Genomic DNA, 14,072 nt, shown 5'->3' with positions numbered 1-14,072 from the left:
CCCTGTTTGCTCAGGTTCAGTGGGCGTTGGCCGGCCGCTCATCGGCGCCAGCCTGCGCCTGCGCCTCGGGGCTGACGGCGCCAAGCTGCTCCTGGCTGGTTTCCGGGGCGAACAGGTGGCAGAACACGCCGCCGAACACCAGCACGCCGACGCATACGCCCAGGGCGGTATGCACGCCCAGGTGCTGCACGGCAATCGGCAGCAGGAAGGTGGCAAACGCCGAGCCGAAACGGCTGGCAGCCACCGCCATGCCGATGCCCGAGGCCCGAAGGTGGGTGGGGAACAGCTCGCCGGGGTAGACGAACTCAAGGTTCACCGCCGCTGCCAGCACACAGGCAAAGAAGCCGAAGGCGATGATGGTGCCCAGCGGCCCGAAGCCAGCCCAGGCCAGGGCGGCCAGGCCCACGGCGCTCAGGTAAAAGGTGCCGACCAGGAAGCTGCGGCGCGAAATGCGGTCGATGATCAGCAGGCCCAGCAGCGCGCCCAACATCAGCAGCACGTTGTACACCAGGCCGCCGACGAACTTGTCCTGCACGTTCAGCGCTTCCAGTACCCGTGGCGAGAAGGTGCCCAGTGCAAAGAACGGGATCACCTGGCAGGTGTAGAACACACAGCCAACCAAGGTGTTGCGCCGCCAGCGCTTGCTCATCAGCTCACGGAAACCACCGCGTTTTTGCACGGTGGCGGGCGTCACCGGCAAGGTCACATGGGGGCCGAACTTGTCACGCACGATGGCCAGCGCTTCTTCAGTGCGGCCACGGGCCGCCAGCCAGATCGGCGACTCCGGCACGCCCAGGCGCAGCGGCAGGATCAACAACGCCGGCACGCCACTCAGGGCCAGCATCAGGCGCCAGGCGTCCGGGCCGATGTCACGGATGGCAAAGCCCACCAGGTAGGCTGCCACGTAACCCGCAGCCCAAGCTGCTGCCAGCACGCTGAGCAGGCGCCCGCGATAACGCCTCGGGGCGAACTCGGTGACTAGCGACTTGCTCACCACATAGTCAAAACCCAGCACAAGGCCCAATAGCAGGCGCAAAACCAGCAATTGCTCAGGTGAGGTTACGAAGAACTGCGACGCCGAGATCACCGCAAACAGCAGCATGTCCCAGGCAAAGATGGTGCGCCGGCCGAACTTGTCAGCCAACGGCCCTGCGAACAGGCTGCCGAGAAACAGCCCGGCCAGCGACGCCGCGCCGAGCAAGCCCATCCATAGCGCATTCAATTGCAACGGCCCCGCCGCCATGCTGACCGCGATGCCGATAATCCCTAGCACGAATCCGTCACTGAATTGACCGCCTGTACCGCTGAACACCGTCCGGACATGGAAGCGGCTCAGGGGGAGGTCTTCGAACGAAACTGGACTACTCATTCGTGTCTCCACTTGCATTTTTGTAGTTGTGGGCCGGCTCGGGTGGCCGGTTGCGAGGGAGTGTACGGCTGCAGAATCAGCAAAACAGCATGTGCATTGACAGTATCAGAATGGCTGATACTAGCTGCCAGAGGGGCTGATGGAAGGGCTGTTTGTCGGCGGGTTTCGGCCTTGAAAGCCGGTGGTGGGAGGTACTCGCGGGGTGTGAAAACCAGGACGCCATCGCGGTGGCCGCGATGGCGTCAGCACAGGCTCAGAGCGCCATGACCATTTCATGCCAGGCCATGCCGCCGTGGTCCGAGGGCGATGGCCGCACGTACTGGTAGCCCATCTTGCGGTACAGCTCCACGTGCTGCTCCTTGCACATCAGGTGGATGGTGCGCTTGCCCTGGGCTTGCATACGCGCGATGAATTCGTCCATCAGCCGCCGGGCGTGGCCCTTGCCCTGCTGCGCCGGGTCCACCACCACCGACATGATCACCACGTTGGGCGCTGCCGGGTCATGGCCGACCAGTTCCTTGAACGCCTCGTCGGACATCACCACGTCATGGGCACAGCCACTGTTGATGAACCCGACGATGCCAGCCTGGTCTTCCAGCAGCAGAAAACCTTGCGGGTACTGGCTGATGCGGGTGCGGATCTTTTCAAGCGTTGCGGCCTCGTCGCCTTCATAGGCACCGATTTCGATTTCGTAGCAGCGCTCGGCATCCTGGATGACAGGTTGACGGAAGGCGGTGTGGCTCATTGCAAGGCTCCGGAAGGCAGTGTCGATAACCCCGTCATGGTAAAGCACCCGGCACAGGCCTGCAGAGCTCAAATCTGTAGGAGCAAAGCGGCCCCTTGCCGCTTGGGGGCTGTCACGCCGCAGGTGCTGTGAAGTCCCGAAGAGCACTGCCATGCGGTGGCGTGCAGGTTCAACAAAATTGCCGACCTGCCAGCAACGAAGCCCACACCAACCTCAGCGCAGCCGCGACTGATACCCCGACACATCCCGCGTCTGCAGCAACAAGCGCAACATGCGCTGCCCCCAGTGCACCCCGGCAGCCTTGTAGCGCACCAGCGCAATCGCCATGGCCAGCACGAAGATCTGCGGCACATAGGTCAGCCCCCACTGCCACATGCGCCCCAGGCCGCCGCTGATCTGCGAATTCGGGAAAAACTCGCTGAGCTGCATCAGCACATGCCCCGAGGGGTGCATGGCCATTACCAGGCCCAACAGCACGATGCCCGGCACGCTCAGCAGCACACCGCGCAGCAGGTTGCCCTCGGCCCAGCCCCACAGCCTGGGCGCAAGGCGCGGCAAGAAGCAGCGGTTGAACAGCAGTGCGCTCAACAGCCAACACAGCAACTGCCAGTAATTGCCCTTGGCAAAAGTGCTGTCCAGCAGATTGGCCAGCGGCTGGGTGAAGGCCGCCAGCACCGAGCCTGGGTTGTGCGCCAGGGCGAACAGGCCGAGGTAGCCTTTGTTGCCATCCATGGCATTGGGGATCTGCGCGCTGAACAGGCTCATCAGGCCGTAGAGCACCGTGAGCATGCCGGTCAGAGAGCAGGCGAAAGCGAACACCGCACCCCAGCGGAACTGGTGGCGCGTGGCGAGGATGTACTGCAGCGTGTGGTGGCGTGACTGCAAGAAGGCCTGGGCATCGGCCGCGCTGATGATGCCCTTGCGCACCGGCGTGGTATGGGCAACGTCCGACTGCTGGTTCATCTCGCTGATCAACTGGCGGGCGATCTTGCTGCTGGAGGCCTGGTTGACCTGATGGATGTTCTGGTGGTCCTTGACCCCTTCGACCGCCTTTTTGAAGCCGCCGCTGAGCACGCCATCGAGAAATACCGCCTGCAGCTGCGCGCCGATGAAGCGGCAGGTGCCGCTGGCCTGTTGGTAGCTCACCGCGGCCTGGGCGGCGTCCACGTGGCCGCTGGCGACGAATACGTTCGGGTCGTCGCTGTGCAGCTCGATGTGGTCCACGCTGAACACGCTGTGGCGCTCCGGGGTGTGCATGGCCTCGTTCATCGCCGGCAGCATCCAGCCTGCGCTGGCCGCCCCCCAGGTGTAGTGTACGGCGGTGCCGGCCCAGGCTTGCAGGCGATATTCGTAGATCAACTGGCAGGCGCCGTTGCACGACTGGCAGGTGACCTGGCCGTTACGGCACGCGTGGCACACCAGCCTGCCACCGCCATGGCAGGTGTGGCAGATCACCTTGCCCGCATTGCCACACCGCGAGCAACCGTAGGGGTGCCTGCGCATGCCGCCGCAACCGTCACAGGTCACCCGCCCACTGGTGTGGCACATATGGCAGGTGTTGTGCCCGCTGCCATGGCAACGGTTGCACTTGACGCGGCCCTGGGCCTGGCAGCCCTGGCAGTCTTCCACGCTGCAGTAAACCTGGCGGTCGCTGAGCACCCGGAATTTCCCAGGTTCACGGTAGCCACCCACATGCTCGCGCAGGTAATTCTGGGTGTGCTCGCGCAGGTAACCCGGGGCTTGCAGCAGCTGCCCCTGGCGCTGGTCGAGCACGGTGCGGATATGCGCCCTGTCGTACAAGGGCCCGGTGGCCTTGCTGACGGCGCGGCTCTGGTAGTCGAACGAATAGTCAACGCTGACGGTAAAGCTGACCTCGGCGCGATGCTGCTCGATCGCATCGACGCTAAAGGGTGAGCTGAAGCTTTCGCCGAAAGCCTCCTGTGCCTTGGCTTTCATGGCGTTGGCGATGTCGTTGGCGGTGAAACCGCGGTTACCTGGCATGTGCAATCCTTGGCTGAGCGTCCGTCTACAAGTCAAAACGGGCGCCATCTTGCCATTGCCGGCGACGATTGACGAACCCGCAGGCATTCATGGCGCATGAAAGCACCGAAACAGAGCGGTTTTGTGCATTTTACAAAGGTGCGCGGCACGCTAGCCTGCGCGCACCGATAACAACACCTGGGAACAGGCACGATAAAGGCCGATATCCAGCAAGACGAGCAAGGCGCCGGTTGCAAGGTCATCATGGATGGCCATGCGGTTTCGTTCACCAGCATCGCCGAGGCGCAGGCCTACGTGGGGGCAACTGCCTTGTGCTGGCTGGGCCGGCCTTATCGCCGGCAAGCCGGCTACACAAAACCCGCAACCGGCGCCGTCCCTGTAGATGCGGGCTTGCCCGCGATAAGGCCAGCACAGCCCGCGCAAACCTGGCCGGCTGCGCCGGCTCCTACACAAAGCCCGGAACCGGCGCCGCACCTGTGGGAGCGGGCTTGCCCGCGATGAGGCCGTTGCAGCCAGTGCAAATGCTGGCCGGCAGGCACTTACCCAAGCTTGCGCTTGAGCTCGGCAATGTGCTCCGGGCCGATGCCGCAGCAGCCGCCGACCAGGCTTGCACCGCGCTGGCGCCAGTCCTGGGCCCAGGCCAGGTAGCCCGGCGGGTCGAGGTCTTCGCGCAACTCGTCCAGGCCATCGTTGGCGGTGGCTTCCTTCGGTTGCGGCGGGAACGCATTGGCGTAGGCACCGATGGCGATATCGGCACCCTGCGCCTCGATCACCCCACGCGCCACATCCACTGCCGCCCCGATCACCTCGGGCTGGCTGCAATTGAACAGCACCGCTGCCACCTCCAGCCCGGCCACAGCAGCGATGGCTTCGGCCACCGGCTCGCCCGAGCGCAAGCGCGGGGTCTGGTCGACGTCTTCATCCTGCAGGGTGAACGACACCCAGAACGGCTTGCCGTCCCCAGGCAAGTGGGCGTGGATCGCGCGTACTTCGGCAATCGAGCTTTGCGTTTCGGCCAACCACAGGTCGACATGCGGCGCCAGGCCTTGCAGCAGCGGCGTCAGCACTTCGGCGACCCGCTCGGGCTGGAACAGGTCAGGGCGGTAGGAGCCGAACAGCGGCGGCAGCGAACCGGCCACTTGCACCGGCTGCGCGCTGGCATCGGCAGCGCGGCGCGCCAGTTGCCCGGCCACCTCGGCCAGTTGCTGGCCTTCTTCGGCAAAGCGCGCTTCGCCGATATGGAACGGCACCACCGCATAGCTGTTGCTGGTAATCACCTGGGCACCGGCGGCGATGAACGCTGCATGCACCCCCACCACCGCCTCGGGCGCCTCGGTCAAGGCCAGCGCCGACCACTCGGGCTGGCGAAACGGCGCGCCACTGCGCTGCAACTCACGCCCCATGCCACCGTCCAGCACCACCATCGCTCGCTGTTTCATATAACTTCCAGGAAGGTTCTTATGAATAAAATTCATTATGATGAAAATATTTATAACTATTAAATAGCGAAATTCTTTTTTAGCCAACTGTTCAGGTAACTTCATGCGTTTACCCTCTTTGCTCGGCGCGGGTCTCGTGCTGCTCACCGTCGCTTCCCACGCCCTGGCCGGTACCACCCTGGACCGGGTCGAGTCACGCAAAGAGCTGGTCAACGTGCTGATGGAGAGCTACCCGCCGTTCTCGTTCCTCAACGAGCAGAACCAGCTGGACGGTTTCGATGTGGACGTGGCCAAGGCGGTGGCCGACAAGCTGGGCGTCAAGCTGCGCCTGGAAACCCCGTCCTGGGACGTGATCGCCGCCGGCCGCTGGAGCGGGCGTTACGACATCTGCATCTGCTCGATGACCCCGAGCAAGGCCCGCGCCGAAGTGTTCGACTTCCCCGTGGAGTACTACGCCTCGCCTGCAGTGATCGTGGTCAACGCCAAGGATGAGCGCATCCACAGCGCCAAGGACCTGGACGGCCGCAAGGTGGGCCTGACCAGCGCCTCCAGCTACGAGAGCTACCTGAACAAGAACCTGGTGATCGAAGGCGACGAAGACAAGCATATCGACTACCCCTTCGACTTCGTCCAGATCGCCCCCTACGACACCGACAACGTGGCCTTCCAGGACCTGGGCCTGGGCGCCGGCGTGCGCCTGGACGCCATCCTCACCAACCTGGTGACCGCGCAGCCGCGCCTGGCCCAGGACAAGCGCTTCAAACTGGCCGGCGCGCCGTTGTATGAAGAGCCCAACTCGGTGGCCATCGAAAAAGGCGACCCCGAGTGGGACGCCAAGGTGCGCCAGGTGTTCGCCGAACTGAAAGCCGACGGCACCCTGGCCCGGCTTTCGCAGAAGTGGATCGGCGCCGATATCAGCAAATGAGTGCCCTGCAACCTGCCCCCAAGCCCGTGGCCAAGGCCACCGGCATACGCCTGTTCGGCTTTCGCACGCGCCTGTACCTGACCTGGCTGGCGCTGTTCGCGCTGTTCGTGGCGTTTTTCCTGAGCTTCGATTTGAAGTTCGCGATCATTCTGGAAAAATTCCCCAACCTGGCAGGGTTCAAGCTTGGGCCCAACGGCTTTTTGCAGGGTGCGGCGCTGACCCTGTTCCTGTGCCTGTGCTCGATGCTGGTGTCGGTGCTGTTCGGCTTTGCCGCGGCCCTGGCGCGGCTCTCGAACAGTGCGGTGCTGGTGGGTATTGCCAGCTTCTATACCTCGTTCTTTCGCGGTACGCCGCTGCTGATCCAGATACTGCTGATCTACCTGGGCTTGCCGCAGCTGGGCCTGGTACCGGGCGCCATCAGCGCCGGCATCATCGCCCTGTCGCTCAACTACGGGGCCTACCTGAGCGAGATCTTCCGAGCCGGCATCCTCGGCGTCGCCCGGGGCCAGCGTGAGGCGGCCCTGGCACTGGGCATGCGCACCCGGCAGATTTTCAGCCACATCGTGCTGCCCCAGGCCATGCGGGTGATCATTCCGCCCACCGCCAACCAGTTCATCTCGATGCTCAAGGACTCGTCGCTGATTTCGGTGATGGGGGTGTGGGAAGTGATGTTCCTCGCCCAGTCCTATGGGCGCTCCAGCTATCGCTACCTGGAGATGCTGACCACGGCAGCGGTGATCTACTGGCTGCTGTCGATTCTGCTGGAGCTGGTGCAGGCGCGGCTGGAGCGGCACTTTGGCAAGGCTTACCAGCGCTGATTTGCTTTAGCCCCTTGCAGGAGCCGGCAGGCCGGCTCCCACAGGCTTGCCGTCAGCCCAGCGCCTGCTCCAGGTCACGGCGCAGCGAACCGACCTCTTCCAGCCCCACATGCAGGCGAATCACCGGCCCCCGCGCCGGGCTGGCGAACTGCCGGTCGCCCAGCTCGGCCAGCATCACCAGGCTTTCATAGCCCCCCCACGAAGCGCCGATGCCAAACAGCCGCAGGCTGTCGGCAAACACTTCCGAGCGGCCGGCGTCGACCAGTTCGAAACTGACCAGCCCGTTGCTGCCCTTGAAGTCCCGCTGCCACAGCCCATGCCCCGGGTGCTGCGCCAAGGCTGGGTGATAAACCCGCGCCACGCCGGGGTGCCCCTGCAACCAGGTAGCGATTTCCAGCGCCTGACGCTCGTGCACGGCCATGCGGCTGGCCAGGCTGCGGGCGCCGCGCAGCACAAGCCAGGCATCATCCGGGCTGACCGTGCAACCACAGGTGTCACTGCTGCGCGACAGCGCGGCGAAGGCTTCAGGCGTGGTGCACACGCTACCCATCATCACGTCGCTGTGCCCGCCCAGGTATTTGGTCAAGGCCATGACCGAAATATCCGCGCCCAGGGCCAGCGGCTGGTACAGGTAGCCCGACCCCCAGGTATTGTCCACCGCCAGCAAAATGCCCCGCGGCTTGCACAGCGCCGCCATGGCTGGCAGGTCGTTGAGCTCGTACAGCAAGGAACTCGGGCTTTCGCTGTAGACCATGCGGGTGTTCGCCTGCAGCGCCGCTTCCAGCCCCTGGCCATCGGCGGCGAAGTATTCCACCTGCACACCGAACGGCTGCAGCAGCTCCCGCGCAAGGCGCCGCACCGGGCCGTAGACGCCATCGCTGACCAGCAGGTGGTCGCCCGGGCGCAGGTAGGCCAGGAACGTCTGGGTAATGGCCTGCAGGCCGGTGGCGAACAACTTGCTGCGGTAGCCGCCCTCCAGCTCGCTGACCAGGTCTTCCAGGGCAAAGGCAGTGGGGTTGCCGCGGGCACCGTAGCTCAGCACCCGCTGCTGGTCGCGCTTGCCACGGGCCGCGCGCAGTTCGGCGACGCTGTCGAACAGTACCGTGCTCAGGCGGCTGACCGGCGGGTTGACGGCCTGGGCGCCCTGCCCCGGCTCACCACGCCCGGCATGCACCAGGCGGGTGGCGACCGGGTCGGCCTGGGTCAGCGGCGAGAAGCTTGCGCGTTCCTCGGCGCTCATCTGCGCAATCAGGCCGGTCTCCCAGGCCAGGTACTGGCGTGCCGCTGCCTTGTTGCCGGCGTGGCGGTCGTGCACGAAAAACAGGAAGTCGATGCACTCGGCGTCGGCCAGCGAAGTGTCGCCCTCGGCCTGCGGCCACTCGCCCTGCAGCGCCTGGGGGAACAACCGCGCGGCCTGGCGCTGGGCCTCAGGCAGTTCGCTGGCAGCCAGCTGCGCCACCTGCGGGTCATCGGCGATGAATACCAGGCGCCGGCTCTGGCCACTTACCTGCTCGGCCAGATGCGGGCGAATGGCCCATTGCGCGCCGCGCAGGTGGCGTTTTCGGTAGGCGCTGCTCGGGCGCAGGTCCAACAGCAAGGCCCCCTCCAGTTCACTGGCATTGGCCTCGGCCAGGCTCAGCGCCAGCGAAGGCCTGGCAGGCAACGCCAGGCCGCTGCCCAGGCCGCCTTCAAGCACGTACACCTCATGCCCCATCTGGCGCAACCAACTGGCGGTCACCGGGGCGCGCACGCCGTCGTCGTCGAACAGCACCACCCGCGCCTTGCGCACGCCGATGTACAGGTCGGTGCCCTGGACCAGCTGGCCACCGGGGCAATGCTGGGCGCCGGGCAAGCTGCCGGCGGCGAACTCCTCGGGGGTACGCACATCACACACGAACAGCGAGCGCTGGGCGCCCTGTTGCCAGGCTTGCACCTGCGCCGCCGACACCCACTGCACGCCTGCCTTGCGAGCCAGCGCCGTGGCCCGCGCCTGCTGGCGCTGCAAGGCCTTGCCGCTGTGCGCCGGGTAGCCGCGCTGGCCGCCGTGCTCCAGGGGCAGGTCTGCCAAGTACCAGCCTTGGGTGCCGTTTTCCAGGGCGTACACCGGGTTGTCGATGCCCAGATTGATCAGCGTCTGGGCACCGATGATGCTGCGGGTGCGCCCGGCGCAGTTGATCACAACCGGGGTATACGGGTCGTCGACCAGCTCTTCCAGGCGGTAGCCCAGCTCGCCGTTGGGGCAGCAACTGGCGCCGGGGATGTTCATCTTGGCGAACTCATCCAGCGGCCGGCCGTCCAGCAGCACCAGCGGCTTGCCCTGGCGCTGCCAGTCGGCCAGCTGCAGCGCGGTGATGCGCGGGGTGTGGCAGGCGTGCTCGACCAGCTCGCCAAAGGCCTTGGACGGCAGGTGCACACCGGCGAACAGCTCGAACCCTGCAGCCTGCCAACCCAGGCTGCCGCCCTGCAGCCAGTGCACGGCGCTGTAGCCCAGGGCTTGCAGGCGCCGGGCACCGCGCTGGGCCAGCTCGCCGCCGCTCTGGTCATATACCACCACCCGCACTGCCGGGTTCGGCGCCAGGCGCGGCGCTTCGATTTCCAGGCGGCTGTACGGCAGGTTGACGGCATAGAACAAATGGGCCTCGCCGTATTGGCCATGCTCGCGCAGGTCAAACAGGGCGATTTCCTGGCCGTCGAACAGCCAGGTGTGCAGCTGTGCACTGGTGATGCTAGGGATCATGGGACGCAGTCCGTGGTCGTTGTCTGGGTTGAGAAGAGGCTTTGCCTGTGCCGCCCCCTTCGCGGGCAAGCCCGCTCCCACTTGGGGCATGCCTTGCTCAGGCCTTGAGCGTGACTTGTGGAAGCGGGCTTGCCCGCGAAGAGGCCGGCACAGGCGATGCAGGTCAGAGGCCGTAGGCCGGGATAGAAGGCGCCATCTGCGACTTGTTGTAGTTCACCACGCTGCCGTCGTCCTTGACCCCGTAGCGGTTGTCCAGCGACTCCAGGGGGCGGCCGTACAGGTGAAAGTGCAAGGTCGGGCTGTCGCCTTCAACGCGGATGCCGTGGAGGTCTTCGCCAAGGAACGCCACCGAGGTGCCCGGCTGCACCACCACTTCGCGCTCCAGCGCCAGGCTGGCGCGGGCCGGGTCGCGGCGGTCGTCATCACGGCGGTACACGCGGTTGAGCTCCTGGCCCTCTACGGCAACGATGATCGCCCAGGTTTCGTGGTTGTGCGGCAGGGTCGCCTTGCCTGGCAGCAGCGAGTTGACGTACAGCGTCGGCGACTCGCCGTCGTCGTTCAGGCGGTAGCGGAACTGGGTTTCGCCGGTGGCGGCGTCCGGCGCCGGGAAGCGCGCAAAATTGAACAGCTCGCGGCGCTCGGCCAGGCCTTCGAGCAGTGCGACGATCTGCTGCAGGGCGGCGCGGTCGACGCCGCGCTCATGGATGGCGCGCACTTGCGCGAGGAATGGCTGGATCACGGAATCCTGGGGCATGGTCAGTCTCTCTTCTGGGGATACGCTAGTCATACGCTGAGGCTGTAGCGCCCCAGGTTGCTCAATACATCGGGCGCCGGGCGGCTGGGGCGCTGGCCGCCCTCGCCCAGCGCATGCTGGAGGAACACGCGGGTACGCTCGTGGCTGGGGGCACGAAACACCTGCCCGGCGCTGCCGTGCTCGACGATGCGGCCGTGTTCGGTGAAATACACCTGGTCACTGATTTCTTCGGCAAAGCGCATCTCGTGGGTGACCAGCACGCAGGTCATGCCCTCCTCGGTCAGCTCGCGGATCACCGCCAGCACCTCGCCGACCATCTCCGGGTCCAGCGCCGAGGTCACCTCGTCGAACAGGATCAGCCGCGGGAGCATGGCCAGGGCACGGGCAATGGCCACGCGCTGCTGCTGCCCACCCGACAGCTCGCCGGGAAAGGCTGCGGCCTTGTGCCCCAGGCGCACCTTGTCGAGCAGCGCCAAGGCATGCTTGCGGGCCTCGCTGCGGCTACGGCCAAGCACCTTGGTCGGGGCAATCAGCAGGTTGTCGAGCACGCTCAGGTGGGGGAACAGGTTGTACTGCTGGAACACAAAGCCCACCTGCTTACGCAGGGCGATCAACCCGGCCTCGCCGCGCAGTTGCTCGACCTGGGTGTCACCGATGCGGATGCTGCCGCGCTGGGGGCGCAACAGGCCGGTCATGCAGCGCAGGATGGTCGACTTGCCCGAGCCGGACGGGCCGATGATCGACACCGCCTGGCCAGCCTGCACGTCCAGGTCGATGCCACGCAGCACCGGGTTGTCGGCAAAGGCCAGGTGCACGTCACGCAGCTGGATCAGGGGTTCAGTAGGCATAACGGCGCTCCAGGCGTTGGGTCAGGCGGGCGATCGGGTAGCAATAGGCAAAGAACAGCGCCAGCACGCTGAAGTACACCAGCACGGTAAAGCCGGTGCGGTTGACGGTATTGGCGGCCACCTGCGCGCTGTCGATCAGGTCGTGCACGCCCACCAGCGAAGCCAGCGCCGTGCCCATGGTCACCACCGCGTACAAATTCATCCACGGCGGCAACATGCGCCGCAGGCATTGCGCCAGTATGATCGAGCGCAGAATCTGCCCGCGGCTCAAAGCCAGCGAGCGCGCCGCCTCCCACTGGGTGGCCGGGATCGAGGCCACCGCGCCGCGGAAGATCTCGGCCACATTGGCGCTGGCCGGCAAGGCCAGCCCCACGGTGACCTTGAGCCAGTCGGGGAACGCCACCCAGGTGCCGGCCACCTGCACATCGAAGGGAAACACGTAGGAGGTAAAGTAGATCAGCACCAGCCAGGGGGCATTGCGAAACACCTGCACCCACAGCCGCGCAAGCACCCGCAAAGGCGCCAGCGGCGACAGCAGCAACGCGCCCACCAGCAAGCCCAGCAGCGTGCCCAGGCCGATGGCACCGACGCTGATCTGGATGTTCTGCAACAGCCCTGCGCCCAGGGTCGGTGACCAGTGCCACAGGGTGGCGAGGTTCTCAGTGGCCATAGCCCGGCATCCTCAGGCGCGCTTCCACGGCGCGGCCGGCACAGTTGACTGCAAAGCTCAGCAGCCCGAAAAAGGCCAGTATCAAAATCATCAGCTCGACGACGTTGTCGCCCTGGGTCCAGATCATGATCGAGGCGTAGGTGATGTCGTTGACGGCGATGGCCGAGGCCACGGCGGTCATCTTCACCAGGTCGATGAGGTTGTTGACCAGCGCCGGCAAGGCAAAGCGCAGCGCAAGTGGCAGTTGCACCTGCAGCAGTTGCTGGCGGCGGCTGAAGGCCAGCGAGCTGGCGGCTTCCAGGGTAACCGCCGGCACTGCCTCGATACCGGCGCGCAGGGCCTCGGCGTGGAAGGCCCCTTTGTGCAGCGAGATCACCAGCACCACCCACGCGAACGGCGTCATGGGGTTGGCGCTGCCCAGGCTCTGGTTGATCAGCATGTTCAGCACCAGGAAGGCGCAGTACAGCTGCACCAGGGTCGGGGTGTTGCGCGTCACCTCGATGAAGGCCCGTGCCGGCCACACCAGCCAGCGCCGCCCGCAGGTCACCGCGGCGGCCAGCAGCACGCCCACCAGCAGGCTGCCGGCGATACCGCACAGGCACAGCCACAGCGTGGTCAGTGCACCTTCCAGCAGCTTGCCGCTGGCATAGGCATCGAACACGAAGCTGTAGTCCAGGCCCAGCCGGGCGAGCTGCCCGACCAGCCAGTGCAAAGCCTCGCTCATCAGGCGCCTTCGCCTTTCAGCTTGGCGCGCAGCTCTACCAGCGCCGGCGAAGCCGGGGTGATGTGGTTGGCCTGCTCACGCTCGATCAGCCAGCCGCTGCGGTGCCACTGCTTGACGAAGGGGTCCAGGCGCTGTTGGGTGTCGGTTTCGCCCAGGCGGGTCCAGATCACCGACGGCGCCGGGTTGAGCTCGGGGGTGAGCGCACGGTAGCCGCTCCACTCGCCCCCTTTGGCCAGCAGCGGGTTGATCAGCGTGGCGTCATGCACGGCGGCCACGCAGTTGTTGCCGCGCAGGGCCAGCAGCGATTCGGCCGAGGTCTTGAAGGCCTTGATATCGGCGCCCAGGCCTACCAGCGCCTGGGTGTAGCTACTGCCCTGGCTGGTGCACACCGGCTGGCCCTTGAGGTCGGCCCAGGCTTTGACCGGGCTGCTGTCGGCCACGGCGGCGGTGCCGCCGACGCGGTAGAACGGGGTGGGTACATGGCCCAGCAGCTTGTCGCGCTCGGCAGTCCATTCCATGTTGGCGATCAGCAAGTCGACCTTGCCTTGCTGCAGAAACTGCACGCGGTTGGCCGGCTGTACGGCCACCAGATCAACCTCGACCCCCAACTGGCGGGCCAGGTCGCGGGCCAGGTCGACGCTGAAGCCGACCGGCTGGCGGGTGGCCGGGTCGATGGCGCCAAACGGGCCGCCCGACAGCACCACCCCGACCGCCAGCTTGTGGCGTTGCTGGATCTTGTCCAGGGTGGCGTCAGCCTGGGCCACGCCACTGGTGGCCAGGGTGGCAGTGGCCAACAGCGATGCGAACAGCCCGCGACGGGCAACGGTGGACAGCGACATGGTGGTGATTCCTCATCCCGGCAGCCGGAACACCCGGCCAGTGGGGGGGCATGCTAGGAAGTTGCCGGGGCAAGGGGAAATTCAAATATTGACTATCGTTATAACTCAGGCTGCGCGAAGGACTATCAAAAAAAGAATAAGCCCATATTTGCTGATTACTTATGGTGGCGCCTTCGATAAAAGCCCAAACATACATAACGAAC

The 14,072-nt window shown here is 65.6% G+C and carries 12 protein-coding genes; 2 read left to right on the top strand and 10 right to left on the bottom strand.

The genetic code is table 11. The features are described from left to right. Positions 1-16: 16 nt before the first annotated feature. The 4 genes from KSS93_RS15720 to KSS93_RS15705 form a co-directional block, all read right to left on the bottom strand. Positions 17-1,369, bottom strand: coding sequence for an MFS transporter (locus KSS93_RS15720; RefSeq protein WP_217884908.1), 1,353 nt, complete (start codon positions 1,367-1,369; stop codon positions 17-19). A gap of 253 nt (positions 1,370-1,622) precedes the next feature. Further along, complete coding sequence (locus tag KSS93_RS15715; RefSeq protein WP_217884907.1) at positions 1,623-2,114, bottom strand: GNAT family N-acetyltransferase; 492 nt, start codon at positions 2,112-2,114, stop codon at positions 1,623-1,625. 213 nt (positions 2,115-2,327) lie between these two features. After that, a complete protein-coding gene (locus KSS93_RS15710; protein ID WP_217884906.1) occupies positions 2,328-4,115 on the bottom strand; it encodes a hypothetical protein in 1,788 nt (595 codons plus the stop codon). Between the two features lie 539 nt (positions 4,116-4,654). Beyond that, a complete protein-coding gene (locus KSS93_RS15705) occupies positions 4,655-5,539 on the bottom strand; it encodes a homocysteine S-methyltransferase family protein (protein WP_217888749.1) in 885 nt (294 codons plus the stop codon). Positions 5,540-5,657: 118 nt separating this feature from the next. On the opposite strand from KSS93_RS15705, the gene KSS93_RS15700 reads away from it, so the two are divergent. Then, positions 5,658-6,479, top strand: a complete 822-nt coding sequence (locus tag KSS93_RS15700; protein WP_217884905.1) for an ABC transporter substrate-binding protein — start codon at positions 5,658-5,660, stop codon at positions 6,477-6,479. Further along, a complete protein-coding gene (locus tag KSS93_RS15695) occupies positions 6,476-7,297 on the top strand; it encodes an amino acid ABC transporter permease (RefSeq protein ID WP_217884904.1) in 822 nt (273 codons plus the stop codon). Before KSS93_RS15700 ends, KSS93_RS15695 begins: the two co-directional genes overlap by 4 nt. Before the next feature lie 52 nt (positions 7,298-7,349). On the opposite strand, the gene metC is transcribed toward KSS93_RS15695, so the two are convergent. The 6 genes from metC to KSS93_RS15665 form a co-directional block, all read right to left on the bottom strand. Then, a complete protein-coding gene (metC, locus tag KSS93_RS15690) occupies positions 7,350-10,034 on the bottom strand; it encodes a cystathionine beta-lyase (protein WP_217884903.1) in 2,685 nt (894 codons plus the stop codon). Between the two features lie 163 nt (positions 10,035-10,197). Beyond that, complete coding sequence (locus tag KSS93_RS15685; RefSeq protein WP_217884902.1) at positions 10,198-10,788, bottom strand: cysteine dioxygenase family protein; 591 nt, start codon at positions 10,786-10,788, stop codon at positions 10,198-10,200. Positions 10,789-10,817: 29 nt separating this feature from the next. Next, on the bottom strand, positions 10,818-11,636 hold the full coding sequence (locus tag KSS93_RS15680) for an amino acid ABC transporter ATP-binding protein (RefSeq protein ID WP_217884901.1): 819 nt from the start codon (positions 11,634-11,636) through the stop codon (positions 10,818-10,820). Beyond that, entirely contained in the window at positions 11,626-12,306 is a 681-nt protein-coding gene (locus tag KSS93_RS15675) for an amino acid ABC transporter permease (RefSeq protein ID WP_217884900.1), read from the bottom strand. The genes KSS93_RS15680 and KSS93_RS15675 overlap by 11 nt, the downstream gene beginning before the upstream one ends. After that, positions 12,296-13,030 carry an amino acid ABC transporter permease gene (locus KSS93_RS15670; RefSeq protein WP_217884899.1) on the bottom strand — a complete coding sequence of 245 codons (735 nt, stop codon included), beginning with the start codon at positions 13,028-13,030 and terminating at the stop codon, positions 12,296-12,298. The genes KSS93_RS15675 and KSS93_RS15670 overlap by 11 nt, the downstream gene beginning before the upstream one ends. Beyond that, positions 13,030-13,869 (bottom strand): transporter substrate-binding domain-containing protein, encoded by an 840-nt coding sequence (locus KSS93_RS15665; protein ID WP_217884898.1) that lies wholly within the window; start codon positions 13,867-13,869, stop codon positions 13,030-13,032. Before KSS93_RS15665 ends, KSS93_RS15670 begins: the two co-directional genes overlap by 1 nt. Positions 13,870-14,072: the final 203 nt, after the last annotated feature.

This window comes from Pseudomonas xanthosomatis (assembly GCF_019139835.1).
Classification (GTDB): Bacteria; Pseudomonadota; Gammaproteobacteria; order Pseudomonadales; family Pseudomonadaceae; genus Aquipseudomonas; species Aquipseudomonas fakonensis.
Note: the sequence above shows the minus strand (reverse complement) of the source record. Positions and strands in the feature narration are given on the sequence as shown.

What these genes read in the sequence shown, in the direction of transcription:
- KSS93_RS15720 (WP_217884908.1), bottom strand. Translation starts at nt 1,369, where the DNA reads ATGAGTAGTCCAGTTTCGTTCGAAGACCTCCCCCTGAGCCGCTTCCAT.
- KSS93_RS15715 (WP_217884907.1), bottom strand. Translation starts at nt 2,114, where the DNA reads ATGAGCCACACCGCCTTCCGTCAACCTGTCATCCAGGATGCCGAGCGC.
- KSS93_RS15710 (WP_217884906.1), bottom strand. Translation starts at nt 4,115, where the DNA reads ATGCCAGGTAACCGCGGTTTCACCGCCAACGACATCGCCAACGCCATG.
- KSS93_RS15705 (WP_217888749.1), bottom strand. Translation starts at nt 5,539, where the DNA reads ATGGTGGTGCTGGACGGTGGCATGGGGCGTGAGTTGCAGCGCAGTGGC.
- KSS93_RS15700 (WP_217884905.1), top strand. Translation starts at nt 5,658, where the DNA reads ATGCGTTTACCCTCTTTGCTCGGCGCGGGTCTCGTGCTGCTCACCGTC.
- KSS93_RS15695 (WP_217884904.1), top strand. Translation starts at nt 6,476, where the DNA reads ATGAGTGCCCTGCAACCTGCCCCCAAGCCCGTGGCCAAGGCCACCGGC.
- metC (WP_217884903.1), bottom strand. Translation starts at nt 10,034, where the DNA reads ATGATCCCTAGCATCACCAGTGCACAGCTGCACACCTGGCTGTTCGAC.
- KSS93_RS15685 (WP_217884902.1), bottom strand. Translation starts at nt 10,788, where the DNA reads ATGCCCCAGGATTCCGTGATCCAGCCATTCCTCGCGCAAGTGCGCGCC.
- KSS93_RS15680 (WP_217884901.1), bottom strand. Translation starts at nt 11,636, where the DNA reads ATGCCTACTGAACCCCTGATCCAGCTGCGTGACGTGCACCTGGCCTTT.
- KSS93_RS15675 (WP_217884900.1), bottom strand. Translation starts at nt 12,306, where the DNA reads ATGGCCACTGAGAACCTCGCCACCCTGTGGCACTGGTCACCGACCCTG.
- KSS93_RS15670 (WP_217884899.1), bottom strand. Translation starts at nt 13,030, where the DNA reads ATGAGCGAGGCTTTGCACTGGCTGGTCGGGCAGCTCGCCCGGCTGGGC.
- KSS93_RS15665 (WP_217884898.1), bottom strand. Translation starts at nt 13,869, where the DNA reads ATGTCGCTGTCCACCGTTGCCCGTCGCGGGCTGTTCGCATCGCTGTTG.